Origin of the sequence: Ochrobactrum sp. Marseille-Q0166 (genome assembly GCF_014397025.1) — a bacterium.
Classification (GTDB): Bacteria; Pseudomonadota; Alphaproteobacteria; order Rhizobiales; family Rhizobiaceae; genus Brucella.
On record NZ_JACJUO010000002.1, the window covers coordinates 1,400,399 to 1,426,107 of the forward strand.

Consider the following 25,709-nt stretch of genomic DNA (forward strand, 5'->3'; position numbering starts at 1 on the left):
TCGTTATTACCAATAAAAAGCCCGCATGGAGCGATTCATGCGGGCTTTCATTTTTAATATTATAAGTTCGCCCAACCTTACTCGGTGTCAGCAGCTTCCAGAGCAATCGCTACCGACTGAATGATCGACGCAAAGCGCGCAGCGGTCTGGATCACTTCCGTTGATACGCCGGCCTTGCGCAGCACATCTTCGTGCGCGTCGATGCACATACCGCAGCCGTTGATTGCTGAGACAGCGAGCGACCACAACTCGAAATCAACTTTGTCGACGCCCGGATTGCCAATCACGTTCATGCGCAGCTTGGCTGGGAGCGTACGATATTCCTTATTGGTGGCGAGGTGCACGAAGCGATAATAGACGTTGTTCATGCCCATGATGGATGCTGCAGATTTTGCAGCCTGCACAACGCTAGCATCAACCTTGACCGCTGCTTCGGCAGTCAGTGCCTTGCGCACATCAGCATTGCGTGAAGCGATACCGCAGGCGATGAACAGGCCATATTTCTGCTGCGGCGTCAGCGTTTCATCGCTGGCCATAGAAGAAAGATTAAGACGAACATCCTTGGCGAAATCCGGGATTTTTGACTTCAGATCATCAATGGACATGGAACCCTCTTTAACGTCATTTCTACAGCACCGGCCAAAAATCGGGATCTATTTTTGGAAAGCACGATGCTTGGATTCAATAGTTTAGTGCGACCTTTATGCGTCCAGTACGACGCACTGTGCTCTATATAAACAAAAGGCGGGCCTTAACCCGCCTCGTCTCAAGCAAATAAAAGCCGATTAAGCAGCCTTGAGTGTTTCGCCACCGACTTCGCGGTTGCATGGGCAAAGCTCATCGGTCTGCAGAGCATCGAGAACGCGCAACGTGTCTTTAGGAGCACGGCCAACATTAAGGTTGGTTGCATAAACGTGCTGGATTGTGTTGTCCGGATCGACAACAAAGGTGTAGCGGTAAGCAACGCCATCTGGCGAACGAACGCCGAGGCCATCGACCAGCGAACCATTGGTGTCAGCAAACGACCAGATTGGCAGCTTGTCGAGATCCTTGTGGTCGCGGCGCCATGCAAGCTTCACAAATTCATTGTCAGTCGAACCACCGAGAACGACTGCATCGCGGTCTTCGAAATCCGAAGCCAGACGTGCAAATTCTGCGATTTCCGTCGGGCAAACGAATGTGAAGTCCTTAGGGTAGAAGAAGATAACCTTCCACTTGCCTTCAAAGCTTGCTTCGGTAATTTCTTCAAAAGCCGAAACGCCATTTTCTTCGTGGAAGTTGAAGCCAGGCTTAACGCCAGTTACTTTGAAAGAAGGGAGCTTGTCACCGATACCGAGCATCTCATACCTGCCTGTAAATTCGTTGTTATGCAGAAAATTCAGAAGTTTCAGAATTATCCGCTTGCGAGTCATATATAGGCACTCTAAATCAATCGGTCAAAGCGATTAAAACGATCAATTCCATCGATTTTAACGATGGGGATAAGTTGAGCTCAAGGCTATGCTCAATGTCAGCATTCGGCAACTCCACTATTTTATCGCGCTTGTAAAAGCGGGCTCTTTTTCACGTGCTGCCGAGACCGTCGGCCTTACACAGTCCACATTGAGTGCAGCTATTCAGGCGCTTGAAGCCGAAATCGGCGTTACGCTCATCGACCGAAACGGGCGGCGCATGCAATTGCTGCCAGCAGGCGAAGACTTTCTCAATCGCGCGCAGGAGATCGTGGCCTGCATCGAAGAGCTGCCGGAACATGCACGTCAGGCCGAACGCCCTTTGACGACACGATTGCGGCTCGGAGTGATTCCATCGATTGCGCCGTTTCTTCTGCCCAAACTACTCCCCACGACTGCCGATGCTTTTCCGGAACTGCAATTGAGCGTTCGCGAAGGTCTGACACGCTCACTTCTCGACAGTCTGCGTTCAGGCTCCCTTGACGCGGCACTCGTCGCCCATCCCTATGATCTTGATGACTTTGAAGTCGCAGAAATCGGCAAGGACCCGTTCTTTCTTGCCGTGCGCCGCGATCATGCGCTGGCCAATCGCGACCGCATCGACGCAAGCGATCTTCAGGATCAGCCTTTTCTGTTGCTCGAAACTGGCCACTGTCTGCGTGAACACGTCATGGCGGCCATCGGTTCAAAGCCCACGCAGTCAAGTGGTGATGTCCATGCAACCAGCATCATGACGCTTGTACAGCTGGTAGAGTTTGGCATGGGTGTGACGCTTTTGCCTGAAGTTGCCATCAAGGCCGGAGTAACACGCGGCAGTGATATCTGTACCGTGCCCTATGAAGGCCAGAACAATTACCGTTCACTTGCTTTGGTTTGGCGTGTCAATGCTGCGCGACGCAACGAGTATCAGCTTTTTGCAGCTCATCTTCGCAATCATTGCATGAAGAAATAAACTAAAGAATGCCCCAGGCTCGGAAGCGCCCACGTCCTGTAATTTCTCTTAGATTAAGTTCAGCTATCAACTTAAGTGCGCCCTGTGGTGTGACATCGAGTTCTTTCTCGACCATCTGACTGGAAACGAGCGGACTGCGTATCATCATATCGACAAGTTTGGGTAGCCGGGAGTTCGAGCGGCGTCCCTTTAGCTTACGTTGCATCTGCTCACGCGCCAGCATCAAGCGATCATGTTCCTTCATCAAGGTCGCGGTCCCGTCCTCAATGGCAGCAAAGAACGTCTTGAGACGCACAAGGCGATTTTGAGATCGCCTTTCATCAGGTCTTTTGGTCCGTAAGCCGATGCTCAAAGCCGGCAAATGTGATGACGCGATCCCTGACTGACGCAAATATGCCGCCGCCAACAAACGTCCGACCCACGAAGAACGCTGCACCACCTCCATATCAAACCATGCATCATGAATGATCGCAGCACGCATCAAAGGGGGCAGATGGGCCGATTCATCAAAGACTACCTGCCATTGCTGCAAACGTTCATCCTCGTTCCAATCCTCATCATCAAGGAGTGGGTCAATCTGGACAGTCCGAGGCTTGGCCTTTTCCTGAACGATACCCTTCAGTAATGCATCGGTGCGCGCAAGAAGAGCATCAATATCATCCATCAGAGGGTCGCTTTCGCCCTCTTCCGGCTCGTGATATTGCTTCACTTCTTCAACCGCAATATCGACGTTTCTCCCGAGTAATTGTTGCATTCCCGAGTTACTTAATGCCCAACTCGCTGCGCGTGTTGCGATTTGCCGACGGAGACGCAGAACGGAATGCGCAATCGTCAAAGCGTGGCTTGGCATACGCGTGTCCATTACTGCATCATGCAGAACAAGATCTTCAAGATGCACCAGTTCACCCTCAAGCCACATGGATGCTACAGCATCCTGCATATGCATACGTTGCAACATTCCATCGCGGATCGGGGAACAGGCAAGCCGCTCGTCAAGCCGCGTTAACGCGGCCGTGGCATTCGCCACGGGCATAAAAAAATCATCAAGCGGCAATTTGTCGAATTCATAAGCCATGTTCCGCATATCGCAACCGATTGCAGAAAAAGGCAAATGAAAATGAGTGCTTAGGCCAGAACTTCCGCAACTTTCACTGTGCGCCCCTCTTTGACCGAAAGAAGGGCAGCTTCTGCGAGTGCCAAAGCCTGCAAACCATCATCAGCCGAAGGTGTCGGCGCCTTGCCGCCATCAATCGCATCAATGAACGAAGCAATTTCAGCAGCATAAGCATCCGTGTAACGGGTCATAAAGAAATCATGCAACGGCGGGCGGGTATAGCCGTCCTTCGATGCTACTTCGATAGAAACCGGACGCTGGTTTTCAGCACACACCGCTCCCTCCGATCCGTGCACTTCGATGCGCTGATCATAACCATAGGAAGCTCGACGCGAATTGGAAATCACACACTGGCGGCCGGAAGCCGTGGTCAGGATCACGCTTGCACTGTCAAAATCACCGAGTTCACCGATCTTTCGATCGACCAGAACCGACGCCGCTGCTGAGACTGCCGCAATTTCTTCACCCAGCAGAAAACGCGCCATGTCAAAATCATGAATTGTCATGTCGCGGAAAATACCGCCAGAAACCTGGATATATTCAGCTGGCGGTGCGCCCGGATCGCGGCTGGTTATGGTTACCATTTCAACCTTGCCAATCCGACCGTCGTCAATTGCCTTACGAACAGCCGCAAAATGCGGATCGAACCGCCGATTGAAGCCCAACATGACCTTGCCGCCGCTTTCCTTGATGACATCAAGACAGGCGCGCACGCGCTCAATATTGAGATCAATCGGCTTTTCGCAGAACACAGCTTTGCCCGCGCGGGAAAAACGCTCGATCAGATCGGCATGAGAATTGGTTGGCGTGCAGATCAGCACCGCATCTATATCTGATGACTTTTCAATCTCGTCGATGGTGCGCACGTCTGCACCGGCGGCCTCAGCAATGGCGCGCGCCGCGTCCTGATTGGGGTCCGCGACCGCGATAAGCTTCGCACGCTTGTCCGAAGCGATTGCGCTCGCATGAACCTTACCGATACGGCCAGCACCGAGCAGAGCAAGACGTGTAACCATTGCCTTCATCCTCCCAAAACGGTCATCCTCGATTGACCGACAAAACAGTTTCGCTATTCCATTTTGCGCAGTTCCCGATTATTCGGAAGACAGTAAGCGCAATAGAATATTTATTCTATTTTGCTAGATTGCGATATATAGGATGTCAAGAGACCGTTTCTGAAAGGGTGGCAATGAACACTGAACAAGCTGTTGCAGCACAAGCCAATACTTCTGCCAGTGTGCCAGCCCCAACGAACATCAAAGAATTTGAGGCGAGGCTGCTCGAAGTCGCCGACCGATTGCCAAAACGTCTCAAACAATGCGCCGATTTTGTTGCTGCCAATCAGGACCGTATCGCTGTTTCGACGGTTGCAGAAATGGCAGAAGGCGCAGGCGTTCAAAGTTCGGCCTTCATGCGCTTTTGTCAAATACTGGGCTTTTCCGGCTTTTCGGAAATGCAGAAGCTTTTTCGCGACTCTTATGTTGGCGGCTGGCCAGATTATTCCACCCGCCTTGAGCATTTGCGTGAAACGGCGGCGGGACGGGCCCCGGCCCTTCTGGCAGAGTTTGCCGAGGCAGGCCGCACTTCACTCGAAAGTCTGTTGAAGACAGTCGATTCAGAGGCGCTCGAGAAAGCCGTCAAGCTGCTGGCAACGGCAGAAACCATTCACATTATCGGCGTTCGGCGCGCATTTCCGGTTGCGAGCTATCTGGCCTATGCGCTTGAAAAGATGCAGGTTCCGGCCATGCTCCACAGCACTGTCGGCAAACTGGAAAACCAACATGCCATCCGCAAAGGCGATGTGCTTCTTGCCATTTCCTTTTCGCCCTACTCGCCGGAAACCATTGCTATGGCGGAAAATGCGAGTGAGCGCGGCATTGATGTTGTTGCGATTACCGACACGATTGTCAGTCCAATGAGCAAATTTGCTCAACAATCCCTGCTTGTTTCAGAAGTGGACTTCGGCGCATTCCGCTCGCTTTCGGCCACGCTTTGCCTGGCCATAACCCTCGCCGTTGCTATCGGTACAGAACGGCAACCCTAAAATGATATAGCATTCTATTTTTCAGTTGAAATGGAATAATAAATCTATTTTAATCAAAAATAGAATAGCTGCTGCTTATCGTGAGGCACAGACAGCTTTCCAAAGCTAAAAAAGACGTATGCGCCGAGGGAGGAATGGGATGAAGCGGCTGGATTTGATTTCGATTGGCCGATCTTCGGTGGATCTTTATGGCGCGCAGGTCGGCGGCCTTCTCGAAGATATGTCGTCCTTCAACAAATATGTTGGCGGCTCTCCCACAAATATTGCTACCGGTACCGCAAGGCTTGGCCTCAAATCTGCCCTCATAACCCGCGTCGGCGATGAGCATATGGGGCGCTTTTTGCTGCGCGAACTTGCGCGCGAAGGCGTAGACACACGCGGCATCGTCACTGACCCAGAGCGTCTGACAGCGCTTGTCATTCTCGGGATCCGGGATCAGGATCATTTCCCACTGATCTTCTATCGCGAGAATTGCGCCGACATGGCGCTTTGCGAAGATGATATTGATCCGGATTTCATCGCCGAAGCTGAATGCGTGCTCGCCACCGGTACACATCTTTCGCATCCGCGCACTGAAGCCGCTGTCATCAAGGCGCTCAGGCTTGCGCGTGAAAACAACAGCCGAACCGTGCTCGACATTGATTACCGCCCGAACCTCTGGGGACTTTCAGGCCATGGTGATGGTGAAAACCGTTTCATCGAATCCGTTGCCGTCACCAAGAAGCTGCAATCAACGCTCCATCTCTTCGATCTGATTGTCGGCACCGAAGAAGAGTTTCATATCGCGGGCGGTTCAACCGATACGCTTGAGGCACTCAAAGCCGTTCGCAATGTCACCAAGGCGGCACTGGTCTGCAAAAGGGGACCGATGGGCGCGGTGGTCTTTGAAGGCAACATTCCCGACAATCTCGACAAAGGGCAATCAGGACAAGGTTTTCCGATTGAAGTTTTCAACGTGCTTGGTGCAGGCGATGGGTTCATGTCTGGCCTGCTGCGCGGTTGGCTCAAGGGTGAAGACTGGCCAACGTCTTTGAAATTCGCCAATGCCTGCGGTGCCTTTGCTGTTTCGCGTCATGGTTGCACGCCCGCTTATCCAAGCTGGCAAGAACTGCAATATTTCTTGCAAAGCGGCATTCGCGACAAGGCTTTACGCAAGGATCAGGCACTTGAACAGATACACTGGTCGACCAACCGCAATGGTGACTGGCCACATATCAGGGTCTTCGCTTTCGATCACCGAATCCAGCTCGAAGAAATGGCGCGAGAAATTGGCGTCAAAGATAAAAAAATCTGTGAATTCAAGGAACTATGCTTGAATGCTGCATTAGAGGTTTCGGGTGGTGAAAACGGCTATGGCATCCTTTGCGATGGGCGGCTTGGCCGCGATGCACTCCACCGCGCTGCTGGAACAGGTCTTTGGATCGGACGCCCGACTGAATGGCCCGGCTCGCGACCACTGGAACTAGAACCCGAACTCGGCCCCGATTGCGGTGGCCTTGTTGAATGGCCCGTCGATAATGTTGTGAAGCTTCTTTGCTTCTACCATCCCGACGACAGCGACGACGTGAAAGCGCAGCAGGAAGCTACCGTAAAGCGGCTTTTCACTGCTGCACGGCGTAATCGTCTAGAGTTTCTGCTGGAAATTATCCCATCCAAGGTCGCGCCCGTCGATGATATGAGCACGGCAAAAGTCATTGAACGCTTCTATGAGATTGGTGTCTATCCGGACTGGTGGAAGCTTGAGCCGTTAAAGACCACAAAGGCATGGAGCAAAGCTTGTGAGGCGATCATGCGCAATGACCCTTACACGCGTGGCATCGTCGTTCTTGGGCTTGATGCGCCTGCAGAAGAGCTGGAAGCAAGCCTCAAAGTTGCTGCCGATTTTGATCTGGTGAAAGGCTTTGCCATTGGCCGTACCATTCTTGGTGATGTTGCGCGCCTGTGGCTTGCAGACAAAATAAGCGATGCAGAAGCCATCGCAGAAATGGCAAAACGTTATCGCGGTTTCTGTGATCTTTGGGATAGGCTGCGACAGAAATAAACGCATCTCGGAAACAGGTGGAGGCCTGAATCTGAAATAGCGAGAAAGCGGATTTCCGTTGGGAGTGAAGATGAAGACTGTTCGACTGACAGCCGCACAGGCTCTTGTGCGCTATATTGCCAATCAGATGACAGCCGAAGGTGAACCCTTTATCGCTGGCGTCTGGGCGATATTTGGCCATGGCAATGTGGCAGGGCTTGGCGAGGCACTGCATAGCATCCGCGACAGGCTTGTCACCTGGCGCGGTCACAATGAGCAAACCATGGCGCATGCGGCCATTGCCTATACCAAACAGCTTGGCCGCAAACGCGCTTGCGCTGTCACCTCTTCCATTGGCCCCGGCGCAACCAATATGGTCACAGCAGCGGCCCTTGCCCATGTCAACCGTCTGCCGGTGCTGTTCATTCCCGGCGATGTCTTTGCCAATCGTGCTCCCGACCCTGTATTGCAGCAAATCGAGGATTTCAATGACGGCACAATGAGCGTCAACGACTGTTTTCGCCCGGTAAGCCGCTATTTTGATCGCATCACCCGCCCCGAGCAGCTTCTGACTGCCCTGCCGCGCGCGTTCCGCACAATGACCGATCCTGCGGATTGCGGCCCTGTAACACTGTCTCTCTGTCAGGATGTGCAGGCCGAAGCCTATGACTGGCCGGAAGAGTTCTTCGCGCCAAAGGTTTGGCATTGGCGGCGACCGCCCGCCGATGAGCACGAGCTGGCAACCGCAATTGCCACGATCAAAGCAGCCAAGACGCCGGTTATTGTTGCGGGCGGCGGCGTACATTATTCAGGCGCCCATGAAGCGCTGAAAAGCTTTGCGGAAACTCACAACATTCCCGTTATCGAAACTCAGGCAGGCAAGTCGGCTTTGCCGTGGGATCACGCGCTCAATTTCGGTCCTGTCGGCGTTACCGGTGCAGATAGTGCAAATGCAGTTGCAGCAAGTGCCGATCTGGTTATTGGGGTGGGAACCCGCTTTCAAGATTTCACCACCGGCTCGTGGGCACTGTTCAAACATCCGGGGCGAAAGCTGCTCTCGCTCAACGTTCAGCCCTATGACACACATAAACAAGGCTCAATCTCGCTTGTCGCAGATGCGAAGATTGGACTGTCAGCACTTTCAGCTGGTCTGAAAGACTATAAGCGCAGCACGCTCGACACCGCGCTTAAAGCACGTTGGTTTGAAGCAGCGGACCGTTTCACAGCTGCTCCCGGTGATGCCAACCAGCTTCCCACGGACATGCAAGTGATCGGCGCGGTTCAGCGTCAGTCGAAAGAAAATACCGTTGTCATGTGCGCGGCTGGCACCATGCCTGGTGAGTTGCATCAGCTCTGGAAAGCGGGTCGCCCCATGTCCTATCACATGGAATATGGTTTCTCCTGCATGGGCTATGAGATTGCAGGTGGGCTTGGTATCAAGATGGCGGAACCGGATCGCGACGTGATCGTGATGGTTGGTGACGGCTCCTATTTGATGGCCAATTCGGAACTGGCGACCTCTGTGATGATGGGCATCAAAATCACAGTCGTGCTGACCGACAATCGTGGTTACGGCTGCATCAACCGTTTGCAAATGGCGACCGGCGGTGCCGAGTTCAACAATCTGCTCGACCACACAACCCATGTGAATGCATCGAATATCGACTTTGCAGCGCATGCAGCTGCGATGGGTGCCGTGAGTCAAAAAGTCGGCTCTATCCGCGAATTGGAAGATGCGCTGGCAGAATCGCGCAACAGCCCACGCACGACAGTTATCGTCATCAATACCGATCCTTACCCGACGCCTGAAACCGGCGGCTGGTGGTGGGACGTGGCAGTGCCGGAAGTCTCGGACCGCAGCCAAGTGCGCGTCGCGCGTGAAAATTATGAAGCTCAGATCAAAGAAAGAAGCTGATTTATGATCCTCTATGGCACCAACCCGATTGCCTGGTCGAATGATGATGATCGCAGCCTTGGCGCACATATAAGCCTTGATCAATGTCTTGATGAGACTTCAAAAATCGGCTTCGACGGAATCGAAAAAGGCCATAAATTTCCGCAAGTTGCAGCGGAACTTAAAGCAGTACTCGAACCGCGCAATCTGCGTTACATTTCTGGGTGGCATTCGCTAAACCTTCTTACCAATTCCGTTGAGGATGAAAAGGCTGCAATGCAGCCAGCACTTGATCTTCTGAACGCCATGGGCTGCAAAGTCATCATCGTTTGCGAAACATCAAACGCCATTCATGGGGACGATAGCAAGTCGCTCTCCGAACGCCCGGTGCTGGAAGAAGCACGCTGGGCTGAGTTTGGTGCGGGTGTTGGAGCACTGGCCGAATATGCGAGCGCACAGGGTATTGCACTCGTCTATCACCATCACATGGGCACGATTGTTCAGAGCGAAGACGAGATCGACCTTCTGATGAAGTATACCGGCCCACATGCCAAGTTACTGCTTGATACAGGCCACTGTCTGTTTGGCGGCGGTGATCCTGAACGCGTTGCAAAGAACCATATGCAACGTGTCCGGCATATTCATGCCAAGAATGTCCGCCCGGCGATAGCGGCACAGGTACGCGACCAGAGCCTGTCTTTTCTGGAAGGTGTGCGCCGCGGCGTATTTACGGTTCCGGGCGATGATGAAGGCGGTGTCGATTTTGTACCGGTGCTTACGGTCGCAGCCCAGCATGGCTATCAGGGCTGGCTGGTGATTGAAGCCGAACAGGACCCTGATGTGCGCAATCCATTTGAATATCAGTCGCTGGGGCTGAAATCGCTCAAAGCATTTGCGCGCGAAGCAGGGTTAGACAAGGGAGACTGAGCTATGGCCAATCTGTTACGCAAACCGAGCGGCAAGCATGGCAAGGTGCACGACATCACGCCGGAAAGCGCCAACTGGGGCTATGTTGGCTTTGGTCTCTATCGTATGAAAGCAGGTGAAACCGCAACCGAGAAAACCGGCGACCGGGAAGTCATTCTGGTGCTGGTCGAAGGCAAGGCAAAGCTCAAAGCCTCGGGAGAAGATTTCGGCGAAATGGGTGAGCGAATGAGCGTGTTTGAAAAACTCGCTCCGCATTGCCTCTATGTGCCTGCTGAGAGCGACTGGGATGCAGTGGCAACAACCGATTGCGTGCTTGCTGTCTGCACAGCACCTGGCAAACCGGGCCGCAAGGCACAAAAACTCGGACCGGAAGGGCTGACATTCGATACGCGTGGACAAGGCGCAAACACCCGCAACATCTTCAACATTGCCATGGAAGGCCGCGATGTCGCCGACAGCCTATTGGTGACGGAAGTTTTCACGCCACAGGGCAACTGGTCATCCTACCCACCGCATCGACATGATGAAGATAACTTCCCGGATATGACCTATCTGGAAGAAACCTATTATCACCGCCTCAACCCATCACAGGGCTATGGTATTCAGCGAGTCTTCACCGAGGATGGTAGCCTCGATGAAACCATGGCCGTTTCTGACGGCGATGTCGTTCTGGTGCCAAAGGGGCATCATCCATGCGGCGTGCCCTATGGTTATGAAATGTATTATCTCAACGTCATGGCCGGTCCCATCCGCAAATGGCGATTTAAAAACCATCCGGATCACGACTGGATTTATAAGCGCGACAATCCATCAACATAAAAAGAAAGCCCCGGATTTCCGGGGCTTTTTTCTTACAGTTTTGCCACTTTTTTCAAATCGTCCACCGCGCCGGGTGCAGCAACAAAAACCTTGCTCCCCTTGGTCAGTTGCTCGCCTTCCGTTGGGAATGGATGCGTATAGCCGCCTGCTTCGCGCACGAGGCAAAACCCCGCCATGCAATCCCAAGCGTGCATATATGGCTCGTAATAGCCCACCAGACGCCCCGCTGCCACGTAGGCAATCATCAGCGCGCCAGAGCCATTGCGAATAAATGTGCCGCCTGCTTCAAGCAGGTCTTCAACGATCTTCGCAACCACCTGAGGGGTTACGTAATTATTGGCACCAATGCCGGTCACCGCGTTGCGAATTGTGCGCTTTCCATCAAGCACAAGCTTTTTGCCATTAAGCGTTGCACCCTGCCCCTTGGCGGATGCGTAAAGTTCATCAAAGCATGGCGCCTGAATAACACCGATCACCGGCTCGCCATCTTTCAGCACGGCAATTGAAACGCACCAGTTCGGCATTCCGTTGACAAAAGGGCTGGTGCCATCAATGGGATCAACCACCCATGTATAACCTGAGCTACCCGCATTCAGTCCATATTCTTCACCCAGAAAGCCATCGTCGCTGAAAGCTGCCGATACGCGCTCATTGATCAACTGTTCAACATTGCGGTCAGCAATGGACACGACATCCTGCGGATCACGCTTGGTTTCAATCACCAGTGTCTCGCGGCGATTGAAGTAATCGAGGGCCAGCGCACCAGCCTCGTGCGCAATATCCTGCGCAAGCTTAAACCGTGCTTCAAGCTCTTTTGAAATGTCTGATGTCATGCTTGGTTTCCAGTCAGAGGGAATAAAGGCGCATGGTTCATGCGCTCAATTGTTGATGATGGCAAGGCCGCGCGGCTTGAAATGGATAGCCACATCCGTTTGTGGCGGAAGCGCTTCTTCCACAGCCGGATCGACAATGAAAAGCTTGCCGTGTTCAGTCTCGATTTCATACTCGATATGATCACCGAGATAGGCGGAATGGGCCACGCGTCCCGGAAAGTCTCCACCACTCTGGGCTTGCAGGCTCACCGCATTTGGGCGCACCGCCAGCTGTGCGGGTCCCGGTCTTGCATGTGACGATGCCAGTCGATGACTGAGCTTCCCGATACGAATGACAGCTTCTCCATTTTCTGCGCTGACGACTTCACAGGGCACGACATTGGCCTCACCCATGAAGTCTGCAATGAAGGCAGATGCGGGAGACTCATAAAGATCACGCGGACTGCCTTGCTGCGCTATATCGCCGTCTTTCATGACAATAATTGTATCGGACACAGCCAAAGCTTCGTCCTGATCGTGGGTGACATAAACTGCTGTAAAACCAAGCCTTTGCTGGAGTTCCCTGATTTCAGTTCTCACACGGCGGCGCAGACGCGCATCAAGATTGGAAAGCGGCTCATCAAGCAGCAGCACCTGTGGTTCCAGCACCAATGCGCGGGCCACGGCCACACGCTGTTGCTGCCCACCTGAAAGCTCGGCCGGAAGGCGATGTCCCATACCGGCAAGGCCAACAAGCTTCAGCCCATCATCCGCCCGCTCACGGGCTTCCTTCTTCTTTAATCCGGAAGATTCGAGCCCATAAGCGACGTTATCGAGCGAACTCATATGTGGAAACAGCGCATAGGACTGAAACACCATGGACACATCGCGCTCATTGGCAGGCAGCATGGTCACATCCTTGCCACCGATCAGGATGCGGCCCGATGTCGGATGCTCCAGCCCCGCCAGAAGGCGCAGGGTCGTGGTTTTGCCACAACCCGAAGGACCAAGCAGCGTGACAAGCGTGCCGGGTTGCACTGTCAGTGACAGATCGGGCAGAGCGGTAAAATTACCGAACTTCTTGGTGACGTTTTGAAAGGTAACGGAGCCGGGACGGATTGTGGTCATACGGCTTTCTCCTGTTGAACGGTTTTGATCGGCGTGAGCGTGGCAACACGGTTTTCACGCCGCAACCGGCGCTCGCCGACAAGAAGCTGGAAGGTGACAATCACAACCACCATCACCAGAATGAGTGCCGACGAATAGGCAATCGCCACACCGAATTCACCATTTTCGACGAGGCCGACAATGTAGGATGTCGCCATGTTGTATTCCGCCGAAACAAGGAAGATTACAGCACTGATCGATGTGATCGCACGCACGAAGGAATAGACTAAAGCCGCAGTAATCGCCGGTCGCAAAAGCGGCAGGATCACCTTGCGGATCGTGCGGAAACTGCCTGCACGCAGCGTGAGCGATGCTTCATCAAGGCTTTTGTCGAGCTGGCTCATGGCAGCGATACCCCCGCGCACGCCAACCGGCATATTGCGGAACACGAAGCAGGCAATCAGGATCAACGCCGTGCCGGTCATTTCAAGTGGTGGCAAGTTGAAGGCCATGATGTAGCTGACACCAATGACGGTTCCCGGAATCGCAAAGCTCAACATCAGGGCAAACTCGAACACGTTGCGTCCGAAGAAGCGCTGCCGCACGATCAGATAAGCAGTAAGCAATCCGACTGCAGCAGTGAGCGGTGCCGAGATCAACGATATTTCCATCGTCGTCCAGAACGAGTTCCAGGCAACGCCGGTCCATGCAAAGCCGCTATCCGTCCATGCCACCGAGAAAGCGCGGCGATAATGGTCAAGTGTCAGCGAATTATCGAGACCCCATGTGCGCACGAACCCGCCAATCAGGATCATGACATAGACGACAACAGTGAAGACCATCCAAGGAATAACAAGGGCATAGACGCCGATCTTCAATCCTTTTGGCAGGCCGGCATGAATGCCGGAATCGCCCTTACCGGTGACGGTTGCAAAGTTTTTGCCGGACAGCCAAAGGCGCTGTATGAGGAAGGCTGAAAGCGTAAAGCAAAGCAGCACAATCGCCAGAACGGCCGCGCGCGACGGATCGTTTTGCGCACCCACAACGGCAAAGAATATCTCGGTCGAAAGCACACCATGACTACCGCCAAGCACCATCGGATTGCCGAAATCAGCCATACTTTCGATGAAAGCAATCAGAAATGCATTGGCCAGTCCCGGCGCCATAAGCGGCAATGAAACACGGTTGAACGTCCGCCAGCGGTCGGCACGCAGAGTTTGCGATGCTTCTTCCATGGAAGGCGAAACACCTTCGACGACACCGATTAGCACAAGAAAAGTGATCGGTGTAAAGGATAGCACCTGCGCAATCCAGATGCCCGTAAGACCATAAAGCCAGCGACCCGGCTCAATGCCGAAGAGATTGGAAATCTGTTCCGTCACAACACCTGCACGGCCAAACAACAGTGTCAGCGCAAGACCAATCACGAATGGTGGGGTTATGATTGGCAGCACTGTAAGTACCCGCAAGCCCTTTTTGAACGGAAAGCCTGTGCGGGTTGCGACGAGTGCGAAGGAAAGCCCAAGCACTGTGGAGCCGGTTGCCGTCATCACCGCCAGCCATAAAGTGCGCCATGCAACACCACAACGCCCCTCGCCGATCACACAGGCAAGGCTCCAGATAGAAGAATCCTGAATATTGCCAATAAAGCCATCTGGCTTGAATGAACCGTCAAAATCCTGAACCGAACCTGCAAACATGCTGAAGATCGGATAGAACACAAAAACACTGACGAGAGCGACCAGCAGCGTGATCGAGGATACGACGAAGGCATCGCCTTTCATGACGCCACGCTCGGCAAGTCCGAAGGAAAAGATCAGGAGAAAACAAAGGCCTGTCAGGACGGCACCTGCGCCAAAGGCTGGTTGTCCATCGGCAAGTTGACCGAAAAGCTTTTCGCTTATCATCCAGTTCCAGCCGGTGAAACCGATTGCCAGTCCCTGCAGCGCAAGGAAGCCAGCGCCCAGAAGACTGGCAGCGATCAGAACAGATGTTCGCTTTTCCGGGCGCATCGCAAAGCGTGCGAAGCCGCAAATGAGCATCAGTACGGCAACAACAGCCAGCCATGGGCGGCCATAAGCGAATATTTGCAGAATACCGGGACCGTTTTCGGCCTGACTGAAAAAACCTTCAAGCCAGCTGAAACGGAAGAAGCCTTGCTCGATGCGATACCAGGGCAGGATCAGGAACGCGACCAAAGCAAGCGCCAGAACCAGATCAAGCCGTCGATTGTGTTGTTTCATACCTATCCGCTTTTCTGCTCATTTTTTGCTCATGGCGGGCAAAGTGGACGCAATTATCCGTCTCCCGCCGAATGCTGGCGGGAGGGTCGATAACGAAAATGGATTGCTAACCGCAGAGGCGGTTAAGGTTTAATTCGCCTTTGCACCGATTTCCTTGTCCCAGCGGTCAAGGATTTCCTTGCGCTTGGTTGGTTCGCCATAGGTCTTGAAGTCGTAGTCGATCAGCTTGATATCCTCAAAGCGTGGCGACTCTTTCGGCACTTCGGCATTCTTGTTGGATGGCAGCTGAAAAGATTTTGCATCCTTCATCTTCGACTGCACTTCCGCGCTCAGCGCCCAGTCATACCATTTTTTCGCATTTTCAAGATTGCGCGCGCCCTTGATGATCGACATGGAGCCGATTTCATAGCCGGTGCCTTCGCAAGGCGCGATGGACTTGATCGGGAAACCTTCGGCAGTCATCGCAACCGCATCATGCATAAACACAATGCCGATGCCGTTTTCACCACGCGCAGCTGACTTTACGGGTGCCGAACCCGACTTGGTGTATTGGGCCACATTTGCATTCAGCTTTGCCAGATATTCAAACGCCTTCTCCTCACCCATCAACTGGATGAGCGTTGCCAGCGCCGTATAGGCTGTGCCGGAAGAATTCGGGTTTGCCATCTGAATTTCGCCCTTATAGGACGGATCGAGCAGATCAGCCCAGCAGGCTGGTTCCTTCAAGTTCTTCTTCTTGAAAATGTCAGTGTTATAGCCCCATCCGAGCGCACCGGCATAAACGCCGACAGTGCGGAACTCCGAGCTTTCTGCTTGCTTTTTTGCCCAATCCTGCAACTGGTCGAGCATTGGCGATTTATATTCGAGCGTCAGGCCTTCAGAGGCAGCTTGCAGATGCGGATCACCAGTACCGGCCCACCAGATATCGGTCTTTGGATTGCGCGCTTCAGCGCGAACTTTGGCATAGGTTTCGCCAGAAGACAGGCGCACCATATTGACCTTGATATCAGTTTCTTTCTCAAAATTGTTCTTCATCTGCTCGCAGATCACCACATCCGCTGAACAAATGAGATTGAGATTACCAGAAGCCTGTGCCGAAACCGCAAATGATGAAACGCCACCGGCAAGTGCCGCGACTGTGAGTGCCCAACGCATCATGATTCCTCCCTATGATCAGCGCCTCCACGCTGCGGCTTTTTGCAAGCCTGTGCACAGTCTTTGCCTTTTAAGCTTATGTGTCAATCCGCTTTTGTAAATTTCATTCTGAAAATTCCAGAAACGGTCTAATAATTCTGTTTCTGCACAGCCTTGCAACATTGCGCAAAAACAAAAAAGGCGACCCGAAGACCGCCTTTTTCCAATCAAACTGAAGATCGATCAGCCAATTGCCATCAGGCTGGCATTGCCACCTGCAGCCGTTGTGTTGATGGAGGTCGAAACCTCTTCAAGCAACCAGCTCAGGCAATAGCAATCAGCGCTCTCAGCAAGCTGCGCGGAAGTTGCTGCCTGTGTCAGCACGAGCGGGCCTGGAAGAGCTGCCAGCTTCTTGTTGATGTCGATCAGGCGTTCGCCGTCTCCTTCAACAAGCGCACCGGCGAAAGGTGCATCTGCCTGCCACTCCTTTGTCCAGACGACGCGCGCTGCGACGCTTGAAGGCAAGTCCTTTAGAACGTTGCGCAAGCCTGAAGCCTCGTCGATTACAGCTTCGTTGCCAGTGGCGAGTGCCGCTGTCAGCTGACGATAGAGTCCGGTTTCAGTCTGTGGAACCAGAAGAATGCGGCCACGCGCATGAAGCGCATAGAGGTTGCGTTCACCAACCGGGCCCGGAAGCTCGATATTCAAACCGAGTGCAGAAGCACTGCCGGTTTCACGAGCGGCCTGCGCCAGTTCGTTCATGCCGCGATTGCCAAGCCACTTTGCGAAATCGTTGAGCGCGGCATCGGTATGAACCGAAGCCATACGCGGCGGGATTGGCGCTGTTTCAACGAGGCGACCGAGATAGAGCGGACCGCCGGCCTTCGGTCCTGTGCCGGACAGACCACGCCCCCCGAAAGGCTGGACGCCCACAATCGCACCGATAACGTTCCGATTGATATAGACATTGCCAACCCGAATTCGATCAGAAACGTGAGCGATAGTTTCATCAAGACGTGTATGCAGACCAAAGGTCAGACCATAGCCTGTTGCGTTAATATCATCGATCAGGCGGTCCATGTCGTTACGCTTGTAGCGTACAACATGCAGAACCGGACCAAACACTTCACGCTTCAGATCGCGCAGACTATCGATCTCGACGATGGTTGGCGCAACGAAAGTGCCCTTCCCCGTTTCAGGTCCAAGCGGAAGCTGCTCCACCTTGCGGCCCATATCGCGCATCGTCTGAACGTGCTTTTCGATGATATCTTTGGCTTCCGCCGTGATAACAGCGCCAATATCCACTTTCAGCTTGTCAGTGCGGCCGATGGACAGTTCTTTGAGCGCGCCTTTGAGCATGGTCAGGATGCGGTCGGCAACATCTTCCTGCAGGCAAAGAACGCGCAGAGCCGAACAACGCTGACCGGCGCTGTCGAAAGCTGAAGCGATGACGTCGAACACGACCTGCTCGGCAAGAGCGGACGAATCCACGATCATGGCATTCTGGCCGCCTGTTTCCGCAATCAGCGGGATCGGCTTGCCATTTGGCAGCAGCCGCGAGGCAAGCTGCGCCTGAATGAGACGTGCAACTTCGGTGGAACCGGTAAACATCACGCCACAGGTTTCCGGCGCGGCAACAAGTGCTGCACCAATGCGACCATCACCCGGCAGAAGCTGCAAAGCATCAACCGGAATACCAGCTTCGTGCAGAATGCGAACGCCCTGCGCTGCGATGAGCGGGGTTTCTTCCGCAGGCTTTGCCAAAACCGGATTGCCTGCAACAAGGGCCGCTGCAATCTGGCCGGTGAAGATCGCCAGCGGGAAGTTCCACGGGCTGATACAGACAATTGGACCAAGCGGCTTGTGCGCAACTCCCAGCGTGCGGCGGGTCTGTTCGGCGTAATAGCGCAAGAAATCGATAGCTTCGCGTACTTCTGCGATCGCGTTTGGCATGGACTTGCCAGCTTCACGCATAATGAGACCGAGAAGTTCTGCCATTTCACGCTGCATTATGTCGGCAGCGCGATCAAGGCAAGCTGCACGCTCAGCGGGAGAAACCTGAGACCAGCTTGCAACAGCCTTCTCAGCCGCTTTCATTGCATAAGCCACATCTTCGGCAGCGATTTCCGTAACCGTACCCACGACATCGGAATGATCGCCGGGGTTCAGAACCGGACGGCTTTCACCCTTAACCTTGGCACCCGCAACCTGCGGTTCCGCAGTCCAGACGCGAGTAGCATTGGCTTTGAGCGTTTCGCTCAATTCTGCCAGCTGCTCTTCATTGGAGAGGTCGAAACCTGCCGAGTTTTTGCGAATGCCGTAAAGTCCTTCCGGCAGGTTAATCTGGTCATGACGCGCACCGACCACGGCCATCGAACGAACGACTTCCACAGGATCGGCAATCAGTTCATCAACAGACACGCTCTTGTCGCCAATGCGATTGACGAAGGAAGAGTTCGCACCGTTTTCGAGCAGACGACGGACCAGATAGGCCAGCAGCGTTTCATGCGTACCAACCGGGGCATAAATGCGCGCTGGACGACCGAGTTTTGACGGGCCAACAACTTCGTCATAAAGCGGCTCACCCATGCCATGCAGGCACTGGAATTCATAAGAACCGGTTTTGAAGTCAGGACCTGCCAGATGATAGATCGTGGCTAGCGTCTGCGCATTATGCGTTGCAAACTGTGGGAAGATCACATCGCGGGCGCCAAGCAGTTTGCGGGCGCAAGCAATGTATGAAACGTCAGTATGAACCTTGCGGGTGTAGACCGGGAAATCTTCCAGACCATCAACCTGCGCGCGCTTGATTTCGGCATCCCAGTAAGCACCCTTGACGAGACGAACCATGACACGACGATTATTGCGGCGGGCAAGATCGATAATAAAATCAAGCACAAACGGGCAGCGCTTGCCATAGGCCTGCACCACGAAGCCGATGCCTTCCCAATCAGCCAGATCAGGATCTTCAATCAGGCTCTGCAGAAGATCAAGCGAAAGCTCAAGCCGGTCTGCTTCTTCAGCATCAATGTTAAGGCCGATATTATACTTCTTGGAAAGGGCGGCGAGTGCCTTCACCTTTGGCAGAAGTTCGCTCATGACGCGTTCGCTCTGCGCGCGAACATAGCGCGGATGCAGTGCCGAAAGCTTGATCGAAATGCCGGGGCCATCATAAATGCCGCGGCCAGCGGAAGCGCGACCGATCGCGTGAATCGCAGTCTCGTAATCCTTGTAATAACGTTCTGCGTCGGCAGCAGTCGTGGCTGCTTCACCGAGCATGTCGTAGGAATAACGGAAGCCGCGTTCTTCAAGCGATTTTGCGCGCTTGAGTGCTTCATCGATAGTTTCGCCGGTTACGAACTGCTCACCCATCATGCGCATGGCCATATCCACGCCGCGACGGATGACCGGTTCACCACAACGGGCGATCAGGCGAGTAAGCGCTGCTGAAAGACCGCTATCATTCACGGTATTGGTGAGCTTACCGGTGACAACAAGGCCCCATGTCGCGGCATTGACGAACAGCGAACGACCGCCGCCGACATGCGACTTCCAATCGCCATTGGAAATCTTGTCGCGGATCAGCGCATCACGCGTTGCCATATCTGGAATACGCAGAAGAGCCTCAGCGAGACACATCAGCGCTACGCCTTCCTGGCTCGAAAGCGAATATTCATGCACCAGACCTTCAACGCCCGTTCCCTTGTGCTTGGCACGCAGGGCTTCGATCAGCTTACGAGCGGTCGCTCTGATCTGCTTGGTCGTTTCTTCAGGAAGGGTCGCCTGCTGAACCAGTGCGGTCACGCATTCAGATTCTGGCCGACGATAGGCGTCGGTTATCGCCTTTCGTAACGGTGTCTGCTCGCGGATTGGCGGCGCGAAGCTCTGGAAAACAGGAGTGGTGTGAGCGGATACTTTATCAGTCATGGTGCAGTGCTCGCAAAAACAGGCTCGGGCCCAGTTCAACTATGCTTTATATGGTTGCACACTATCATCAGCACAAATTGCATTCTGTCTTCATTTGATCCATATAAAGGCAATTCGATCTTATTAAAGCGACTTCAAGAGGCATTTTGAATGCGAAAGATAGACTCAGTAGACGATCTGGATCAGTTCGATCGCCGCATACTTGAAGTTCTGAGCGACGATGGTCGCATTGCCATGACCGAGTTGTCAAAAAAAGTCGGTCTTTCCAAGACACCGTGTCAGGCACGCGTCAAACGATTGGTTGATGAAGGCTATATTATCGGCTTTCGCGCAGCGATTGATCCGGAAAAGCTTGGCCTCGATCATATCGCCTTTACGACCGTGAAGTTGTCGGACACGCGCGAAGCGGCTCTCACTGCCTTTAACGTTGCGGTGCGCAAGATACGCGAAGTCGAAGAATGCCACATGATTGCAAGTTCTTTCGACTATCTGTTGAAAGTGCGAACGCCCAACATCCGGCGTTATCGCGAGGTGCTGGGCGAGAAAATATCAAGCCTGCCGAATGTGGCAAGCACGTCCACTTTTGTGGTGATGGAGTCTGTCAAAGACAACCGTCCGGTCCGGGTTTATCCGGGTGCTTTATAAACAATACTTTTATCTAGACCCGTATTGTTTAAGAAAAATGGCGGACACCAAGCCCGCCATTTAAAAGTTATTCGACTGACCTCAGTTCAGGCCCAGCGTACCGCGCAGTGTCGAAAGGTCTTCTGCAAGCGTATTGATCGCACCAGCCATGACCTTGCGGTCTTCCTCGGTAAGCTTGTCGTATAATTCATAGCCATCACCCTTCTTGTATTTCACAAGAATGTCGTTGACGGTTTTGAAATTGGCATCCGACTTTTTGAGAAGATCAGGGTTTTCCTTTTCGATCAGCGGACGGAAGAGTTCGACGATCTTCTGTGAGCCATCAACATTGGCCTGGAAATCCCAGATATCCGTGTGGCTATATCGATCTTCTTCACCGGAAATCTTGGTTGCTGCAACTTCTTCCATAAGCGCTGCTGCACCACCAACAACCTTTTCAGGCGGGAAGGTCATGTCCTTAATACGCTTCTGCAACTCGACAACATCCGAATAAAGCTTATCGGCATATTTATCGAGGCCTTCGGTGGAATTCTGCGCGAAGAGGCCATATTCAAGGCGATGGAAGCCGGTAAAGTCTTCCGACTTTTCAGCATCTTCGTGATCGTCAGCGCGACTATCGATCGATGCATCGAGATCGGCAAAGAGTTCGGCAATCGGCTCGATTTTCTCATAAGAAACGCGTGTCGATGGATAAAGCTCTTTCGCCTTAGCCAGATCGCCAGCCTTGATTGCATCGGTGAAAGCCTTTGTGTCTTTCACGAGTATATCAAGATTGTCCTGAACATAAATCTTGTAGTCAGCAATCGGCTGAACGAGATCGAGTGGGGAAACTTCGGCCTTTGCAGCGCCGAAGCTGAGAGAAAGAGCGACGACACAAGCCGACGCGAACAGTGGCAGACGATATTTCATGTTTACCTCTCCGTGGTGATAAGACCTTCACCCACGCGCATTCTGCGGCCCGCTCGCCTGCAAAAGGGCACTTGCGTAAAAGTCATCCTGATCTTTCACGCCGGGTAGCGTGAAGAAATAACCGCCGCCAATTGGCTTGATATACTCTTCCAGAGGCTCGCCATCGAGGCGCTTCTGAACAGTGATAAAGCCCTTTTCCAGATCGGCCTGATAAGCGATGAACAGCAGCCCCATATCGAGCTGACCGGACTTGGTAACGCCATTGGAATAGTTGAACGGACGACGCAAAATCAGATGTTGCTCGGCATTGGCATCGCGTGGATTGGCCAGCCGAATGTGCGAATCCATCGGCGTGACCTTGCCCTCGGGATCTTTTGAATAGTCGGGCACATCGGCTTCGGTTTTGCCATCGAATGGCGCACCGCTATCCTTGTGACGGCCAAAAATTGTCTGCTGTTCCTGCAGCGGTGTGCGATCCCAGCGCTCGACAAAATTACGGATGATACGCACAGCCATATAACTGCCATTCGCGGCCCAAGCCGGTTCACCGTTACCGGGCTGTATCCAGACAATTCGTTCCATCAGGGCTTTGTCAGCAGCATCAGGATTGGCAGAACCATCGCGGAAACCGAGGAAGTTGCGTGCGCTTTCTTTGGCTTTTGGCGAATGCGGTGGCTGCACCGGCACAGAGCCTTCCTGTTTCCAGCGGACCATCAGAAGATCAGGCATGTTCTTCATGATATCGCGCAGCGCATGGATATTGGTGTCTGCGGTGTTCGAGCAAAACTGGATCACCAGATCGCCATGGCAGAGATCTTTTTGCAATGCGTCATTGGGAAAGCCCGTCATGCGCTGCAACTGCTTTGGCTTAAACGGTTTCAAACCAAAACGGTCATCAAAAAGAGAGCTCCCCAACCCCACGGTGATCGTCAGGTTATCAGGGGTAACTGTCGGCCCGAGAATGCCGGAATCCGATGGCGGAAACTTGGGATCTAGGGCCGGCGGCTCACCACCCTTCATGAGAAAGGCAACGCGTTCGGTCAAAAGTCTGAACATACGTTCGAGATCCGCGCGATCTCGAGCCAGGACATCGAACGAAGCGACAAGACCAGTTGCGGGGCGCGGCGTCACAATACCGGGCTGATGCACGCCATAAAATGGTTGGCTCTCCTGCAACTTGTCGCTTTCAGGCGCATTGGTCACGCTTTCCGATGAAAGTGCGTTGTTAGAAGCGCGCGCGTTAGCCGCCTGCGATGCAAATACACTCGCGACACCTGTGGCACCGGCACCGAGCAATAGGGCTCGGCGCGTTGGGGATATCGCGTTGTCTGTTACAGAACTATCGTCTTTGAAAAATTTCTTGGTCATTAATCCACTCCAAGTTGATCGCGGAGTTTTGAAAACTGGTCGGCGAGAGCAGTCGCGCCATCCTTGATTTTCGTCTTCTCGCCAGCAGAAAGCGTGTCATATGCCTTGCCATTCTGCGCACTTAGCATCGCCTTCACGGCAGACACCTGAGCATCAATCCCTTCAAATGCCTTGGGATCGACTTTGACGACGATCGGACGCAATACGTCCGCCGTCTTTGCTGAGCCTTCAACAAGGCCTGCAAATACCTGCAAATCCGTATGTGCGTAACGATCGTCGCCTGTGTCAGCGGCGGTAGACGCAAAGCGGTTGAGCGCTGACGATGTGCCTGCCAGCATCCGGTCAGGCGAAATACGCAAAGCCCGGATACGCTCTTTCAGACCAGCCGCGTCCTGAACAAGCTTGGTGGCGACGGGCTGCAAGCCGTCCAGCGACTTCTGTTCAAAGAGCCCATATTCAATGCGATGCAGACCACCAAAGGCCGAGTCCTGCTCGCGCTTTTCAAAGAAATCGGCGCGTGCATTGATCGCTGTATCAAGATCGGAGAATGCTTCTGAAACGGGAGCAATGCGGGCATAAGCTTCTCGCGCTGGCGCATAAGCGGCCCGTGCGGCTTCGATATCGCCGCTTGAAACGGCATCTGAAAGCGTTGCGACAGCCTTCTGGAACCCGGCCACTTCGGTAGCGAGATAAATCTGATATTCCGCCAGCGCACCAAGGAAAGCGGTTAGCGGCATCTTACCCTTTTCGGCTTCGCTGCTTGCCGATGGCGTCACAATCAGCTTGCCACGCGGATTGGAAAGAAGGCCGCAAGTAATCTGGTATTCGCCTGGTGAAAGCTTGGCGGAAAGTGTCTGCTTGAAGCCCGGTGCGATATTCTCGCGCTCTTCAAGAACCATCACCCCGTCGAGAATTTCCCACTCGACCGAGCGGTCAGATTTGTTGATAACTTCAAAAACCGTGCGCCCCGCCGGAACCGTCAGTTCATTTGGATCGCAGCTTTTCGCATTGACCACGATCTGCACTTTGCCATCGTCCTCTGCATGGCGCGATTTATCTGAAACCCGCGAAGCGTAATAGAAAGCAGCACCAGCCGCCAGCACCAGCAGAATGGCCAGCACCAGAACCGCTCGCACGAGGTTGCGGGAGAATGGGGCAGCAGGTTTTGGGCTTTGCGGCTTGGTCATGGAAAATCTCGATTAAACTGTCTGCTTCGCCGGCGCGTTTTGCGCAGGCGCGGAAGATGGGATCAGGAAAATAATAAGCGCAGGTACGAGGAAGCCGAGATAAGCCACCACTTCGCTGACCGTCGGCGTCGCGATATAACCGAAGATACCAGCCAGAACGGAGCCAAGCGTGCTATCGAGCGGCAGGATTTCGCTCGTGTCGAACACAACCATCTGGAAGTGGTTCCAGATGCCAGCCTCATGCAGGGCCATTACCGAATTTGCGAGAATGCCGGCTGCGATAATCAGGATGAAAACGCCGGTCCAACGGAAGAAGCGGCGCAGATTGAGTTTCAGGCCACCACGGTAGATACCGTATCCAACGAGAGCAGCAAGCAGAACACCGAGCAATGCACCAAGCGGCGCAGCGCCACCCTCGCTCTGCTGGAATGCGGCGAGCAGGAAGAAGACCGACTCAAGCCCCTCACGGGCCACAGCAAAGAATACCATCAGGATCAGGCCAAAGCCCTTATGCGTGGGCGTTTCGAACGCCGCATCAATCGAATGATGCAGTTCCGCCTTGATCGAACGTGCTGCTTTACGCATCCAGAAAACCATGGAGGTCAGAACAAAAACAGCAATGAGTCCGATGATAGCTTCGAAAAGCTCCTGCGCCTTCTGCGGAAATTCTGCGCTTACGAGCTGGAGGATTGCACCAACTGCCAACGACATCGCCAGAGCCAACAGCACGCCAATCCATACAACAGGCATCCAGGCGCTACGCCCGGTCTGATGCAGATAGCTTGCAATAATACCAACGATCAGCGCAGCTTCAACGCCTTCACGAAACATAATAAGAAATGGCACGAGCATTAACAAACAATCCAGTACGGTTGAATCTGCCTGAGAAGCACTCTCATGCGATGGCCAGAGCATCGGCCAACATGATCGTTTGAAGGAAATCGTTCTCAGTTTTTACCCGTCGCAATTGCCCACATGAAACCGCTTAGCGCTTTTGCAGCAAATGCAATTGATCCCCCAGCAGCTTGTCAGGCTACTGTTGATCACTAACCTATTTATAACTCTGCATGCCTTCCCGCAACAAAAATGAACATGAGAATCATAGTATTGTTTTAGAATTATTCTAATGATTTCAGAGATTTATGGAGAAGTTTAT

At 53.4% G+C, this 25,709-nt stretch carries 20 protein-coding genes; 7 read left to right on the forward strand and 13 right to left on the reverse strand.

Features of this window, described 5'->3' with window-relative positions; all coding sequences use genetic code 11:
* Positions 1-77: 77 nt before the first annotated feature.
* Together H5024_RS17805 and H5024_RS17810 are read right to left on the reverse strand one after the other, a co-directional pair.
* Entirely contained in the window at positions 78-605 is a 528-nt protein-coding gene (locus tag H5024_RS17805; RefSeq protein WP_187548448.1) for a carboxymuconolactone decarboxylase family protein, read from the reverse strand.
* A gap of 180 nt (positions 606-785) precedes the next feature.
* Positions 786-1,340: a peroxiredoxin gene (locus H5024_RS17810; protein WP_187548449.1), complete on the reverse strand. Its 555-nt coding sequence runs from the start codon at positions 1,338-1,340 to the stop codon at positions 786-788.
* A gap of 160 nt (positions 1,341-1,500) precedes the next feature.
* Here H5024_RS17810 and H5024_RS17815 point away from each other — a divergent pair, with 160 nt between their 5' ends.
* Positions 1,501-2,403 (forward strand): hydrogen peroxide-inducible genes activator, encoded by a 903-nt coding sequence (locus tag H5024_RS17815; protein WP_187548450.1) that lies wholly within the window; start codon positions 1,501-1,503, stop codon positions 2,401-2,403.
* Between the two features lies 1 nt (position 2,404).
* Here H5024_RS17815 and H5024_RS17820 read toward each other — a convergent pair whose 3' ends face one another.
* The gene (locus H5024_RS17820) at positions 2,405-3,478 is read right to left on the reverse strand and encodes an RHE_PE00001 family protein (protein WP_187548451.1); all 1,074 of its coding nucleotides are present in this window, start codon (positions 3,476-3,478) and stop codon (positions 2,405-2,407) included.
* 50 nt (positions 3,479-3,528) lie between these two features.
* Positions 3,529-4,533: an inositol 2-dehydrogenase gene (gene iolG, locus H5024_RS17825; protein WP_187548452.1), complete on the reverse strand. Its 1,005-nt coding sequence runs from the start codon at positions 4,531-4,533 to the stop codon at positions 3,529-3,531.
* A gap of 173 nt (positions 4,534-4,706) precedes the next feature.
* Between iolG and H5024_RS17830 the strand changes: the two genes are divergently transcribed.
* The 5 genes from H5024_RS17830 to iolB all read left to right on the forward strand — a co-directional run bounded on the left by H5024_RS17830 (position 4,707) and on the right by iolB (position 11,221).
* Positions 4,707-5,561, forward strand: a complete 855-nt coding sequence (locus tag H5024_RS17830) for a MurR/RpiR family transcriptional regulator (RefSeq protein WP_187548453.1) — start codon at positions 4,707-4,709, stop codon at positions 5,559-5,561.
* A 139-nt stretch (positions 5,562-5,700) separates the two neighbouring features.
* Entirely contained in the window at positions 5,701-7,602 is a 1,902-nt protein-coding gene (gene iolC / locus H5024_RS17835) for a 5-dehydro-2-deoxygluconokinase (protein WP_187548454.1), read from the forward strand.
* Positions 7,603-7,672: 70 nt separating this feature from the next.
* Positions 7,673-9,496, forward strand: a complete 1,824-nt coding sequence (iolD, locus tag H5024_RS17840) for a 3D-(3,5/4)-trihydroxycyclohexane-1,2-dione acylhydrolase (decyclizing) (protein ID WP_187548455.1) — start codon at positions 7,673-7,675, stop codon at positions 9,494-9,496.
* Between the two features lie 3 nt (positions 9,497-9,499).
* A complete protein-coding gene (gene iolE, locus H5024_RS17845) occupies positions 9,500-10,402 on the forward strand; it encodes a myo-inosose-2 dehydratase (RefSeq protein WP_187548456.1) in 903 nt (300 codons plus the stop codon).
* Positions 10,403-10,405: 3 nt separating this feature from the next.
* Positions 10,406-11,221 (forward strand): 5-deoxy-glucuronate isomerase, encoded by an 816-nt coding sequence (gene iolB / locus H5024_RS17850; RefSeq protein ID WP_187548457.1) that lies wholly within the window; start codon positions 10,406-10,408, stop codon positions 11,219-11,221.
* A gap of 32 nt (positions 11,222-11,253) precedes the next feature.
* Here iolB and H5024_RS17855 read toward each other — a convergent pair whose 3' ends face one another.
* From H5024_RS17855 to putA, 5 genes are all read right to left on the reverse strand, one after another.
* A complete protein-coding gene (locus H5024_RS17855; protein WP_187548458.1) occupies positions 11,254-12,054 on the reverse strand; it encodes an inositol monophosphatase family protein in 801 nt (266 codons plus the stop codon).
* Positions 12,055-12,099: 45 nt separating this feature from the next.
* Positions 12,100-13,161, reverse strand: a complete 1,062-nt coding sequence (locus H5024_RS17860) for an ABC transporter ATP-binding protein (RefSeq protein WP_187548459.1) — start codon at positions 13,159-13,161, stop codon at positions 12,100-12,102.
* Positions 13,158-15,383, reverse strand: coding sequence for an iron ABC transporter permease (locus tag H5024_RS17865; RefSeq protein ID WP_187548460.1), 2,226 nt, complete (start codon positions 15,381-15,383; stop codon positions 13,158-13,160). The genes H5024_RS17860 and H5024_RS17865 overlap by 4 nt, the downstream gene beginning before the upstream one ends.
* Before the next feature lie 129 nt (positions 15,384-15,512).
* On the reverse strand, positions 15,513-16,538 hold the full coding sequence (locus tag H5024_RS17870; RefSeq protein ID WP_187548689.1) for an ABC transporter substrate-binding protein: 1,026 nt from the start codon (positions 16,536-16,538) through the stop codon (positions 15,513-15,515).
* A gap of 222 nt (positions 16,539-16,760) precedes the next feature.
* Positions 16,761-20,444, reverse strand: coding sequence for a trifunctional transcriptional regulator/proline dehydrogenase/L-glutamate gamma-semialdehyde dehydrogenase (gene putA, locus H5024_RS17875; protein ID WP_187548461.1), 3,684 nt, complete (start codon positions 20,442-20,444; stop codon positions 16,761-16,763).
* Positions 20,445-20,594: 150 nt separating this feature from the next.
* On the opposite strand from putA, the gene H5024_RS17880 reads away from it, so the two are divergent.
* Positions 20,595-21,089: an Lrp/AsnC ligand binding domain-containing protein gene (locus H5024_RS17880; RefSeq protein ID WP_007879523.1), complete on the forward strand. Its 495-nt coding sequence runs from the start codon at positions 20,595-20,597 to the stop codon at positions 21,087-21,089.
* Between the two features lie 81 nt (positions 21,090-21,170).
* On the opposite strand, the gene efeO (H5024_RS17885) is transcribed toward H5024_RS17880, so the two are convergent.
* From efeO (H5024_RS17885) to efeU, 4 genes are read right to left on the reverse strand one after another with little or no spacing between them, the layout of a single operon-like run.
* Positions 21,171-21,998, reverse strand: coding sequence for an iron uptake system protein EfeO (gene efeO, locus H5024_RS17885; RefSeq protein WP_187548462.1), 828 nt, complete (start codon positions 21,996-21,998; stop codon positions 21,171-21,173).
* Between the two features lie 27 nt (positions 21,999-22,025).
* On the reverse strand, positions 22,026-23,366 hold the full coding sequence (gene efeB / locus H5024_RS17890) for an iron uptake transporter deferrochelatase/peroxidase subunit (protein ID WP_187548463.1): 1,341 nt from the start codon (positions 23,364-23,366) through the stop codon (positions 22,026-22,028).
* Positions 23,366-24,553, reverse strand: coding sequence for an iron uptake system protein EfeO (gene efeO / locus H5024_RS17895; RefSeq protein ID WP_187548464.1), 1,188 nt, complete (start codon positions 24,551-24,553; stop codon positions 23,366-23,368). Before efeO (H5024_RS17895) ends, efeB begins: the two co-directional genes overlap by 1 nt.
* A 12-nt stretch (positions 24,554-24,565) precedes the next feature.
* Positions 24,566-25,405, reverse strand: coding sequence for an iron uptake transporter permease EfeU (gene efeU, locus H5024_RS17900; protein WP_187548465.1), 840 nt, complete (start codon positions 25,403-25,405; stop codon positions 24,566-24,568).
* Positions 25,406-25,709 lie beyond the last annotated feature (304 nt).

What these genes read in the sequence shown, in the direction of transcription:
- putA (WP_187548461.1), bottom strand. Translation starts at nt 20,444, where the DNA reads ATGACTGATAAAGTATCCGCTCACACCACTCCTGTTTTCCAGAGCTTC.
- efeU (WP_187548465.1), bottom strand. Translation starts at nt 25,405, where the DNA reads ATGCTCGTGCCATTTCTTATTATGTTTCGTGAAGGCGTTGAAGCTGCG.
- iolE (WP_187548456.1), top strand. Translation starts at nt 9,500, where the DNA reads ATGATCCTCTATGGCACCAACCCGATTGCCTGGTCGAATGATGATGAT.
- H5024_RS17815 (WP_187548450.1), top strand. Translation starts at nt 1,501, where the DNA reads ATGCTCAATGTCAGCATTCGGCAACTCCACTATTTTATCGCGCTTGTA.
- H5024_RS17805 (WP_187548448.1), bottom strand. Translation starts at nt 605, where the DNA reads ATGTCCATTGATGATCTGAAGTCAAAAATCCCGGATTTCGCCAAGGAT.
- iolG (WP_187548452.1), bottom strand. Translation starts at nt 4,533, where the DNA reads ATGGTTACACGTCTTGCTCTGCTCGGTGCTGGCCGTATCGGTAAGGTT.
- iolC (WP_187548454.1), top strand. Translation starts at nt 5,701, where the DNA reads ATGAAGCGGCTGGATTTGATTTCGATTGGCCGATCTTCGGTGGATCTT.
- H5024_RS17855 (WP_187548458.1), bottom strand. Translation starts at nt 12,054, where the DNA reads ATGACATCAGACATTTCAAAAGAGCTTGAAGCACGGTTTAAGCTTGCG.
- efeO (WP_187548464.1), bottom strand. Translation starts at nt 24,553, where the DNA reads ATGACCAAGCCGCAAAGCCCAAAACCTGCTGCCCCATTCTCCCGCAAC.
- iolD (WP_187548455.1), top strand. Translation starts at nt 7,673, where the DNA reads ATGAAGACTGTTCGACTGACAGCCGCACAGGCTCTTGTGCGCTATATT.
- iolB (WP_187548457.1), top strand. Translation starts at nt 10,406, where the DNA reads ATGGCCAATCTGTTACGCAAACCGAGCGGCAAGCATGGCAAGGTGCAC.
- H5024_RS17830 (WP_187548453.1), top strand. Translation starts at nt 4,707, where the DNA reads ATGAACACTGAACAAGCTGTTGCAGCACAAGCCAATACTTCTGCCAGT.
- H5024_RS17860 (WP_187548459.1), bottom strand. Translation starts at nt 13,161, where the DNA reads ATGACCACAATCCGTCCCGGCTCCGTTACCTTTCAAAACGTCACCAAG.
- H5024_RS17880 (WP_007879523.1), top strand. Translation starts at nt 20,595, where the DNA reads ATGCGAAAGATAGACTCAGTAGACGATCTGGATCAGTTCGATCGCCGC.
- H5024_RS17870 (WP_187548689.1), bottom strand. Translation starts at nt 16,538, where the DNA reads ATGCGTTGGGCACTCACAGTCGCGGCACTTGCCGGTGGCGTTTCATCA.
- efeB (WP_187548463.1), bottom strand. Translation starts at nt 23,366, where the DNA reads ATGACCAAGAAATTTTTCAAAGACGATAGTTCTGTAACAGACAACGCG.
- H5024_RS17810 (WP_187548449.1), bottom strand. Translation starts at nt 1,340, where the DNA reads ATGCTCGGTATCGGTGACAAGCTCCCTTCTTTCAAAGTAACTGGCGTT.
- H5024_RS17820 (WP_187548451.1), bottom strand. Translation starts at nt 3,478, where the DNA reads ATGGCTTATGAATTCGACAAATTGCCGCTTGATGATTTTTTTATGCCC.
- H5024_RS17865 (WP_187548460.1), bottom strand. Translation starts at nt 15,383, where the DNA reads ATGAAACAACACAATCGACGGCTTGATCTGGTTCTGGCGCTTGCTTTG.
- efeO (WP_187548462.1), bottom strand. Translation starts at nt 21,998, where the DNA reads ATGAAATATCGTCTGCCACTGTTCGCGTCGGCTTGTGTCGTCGCTCTT.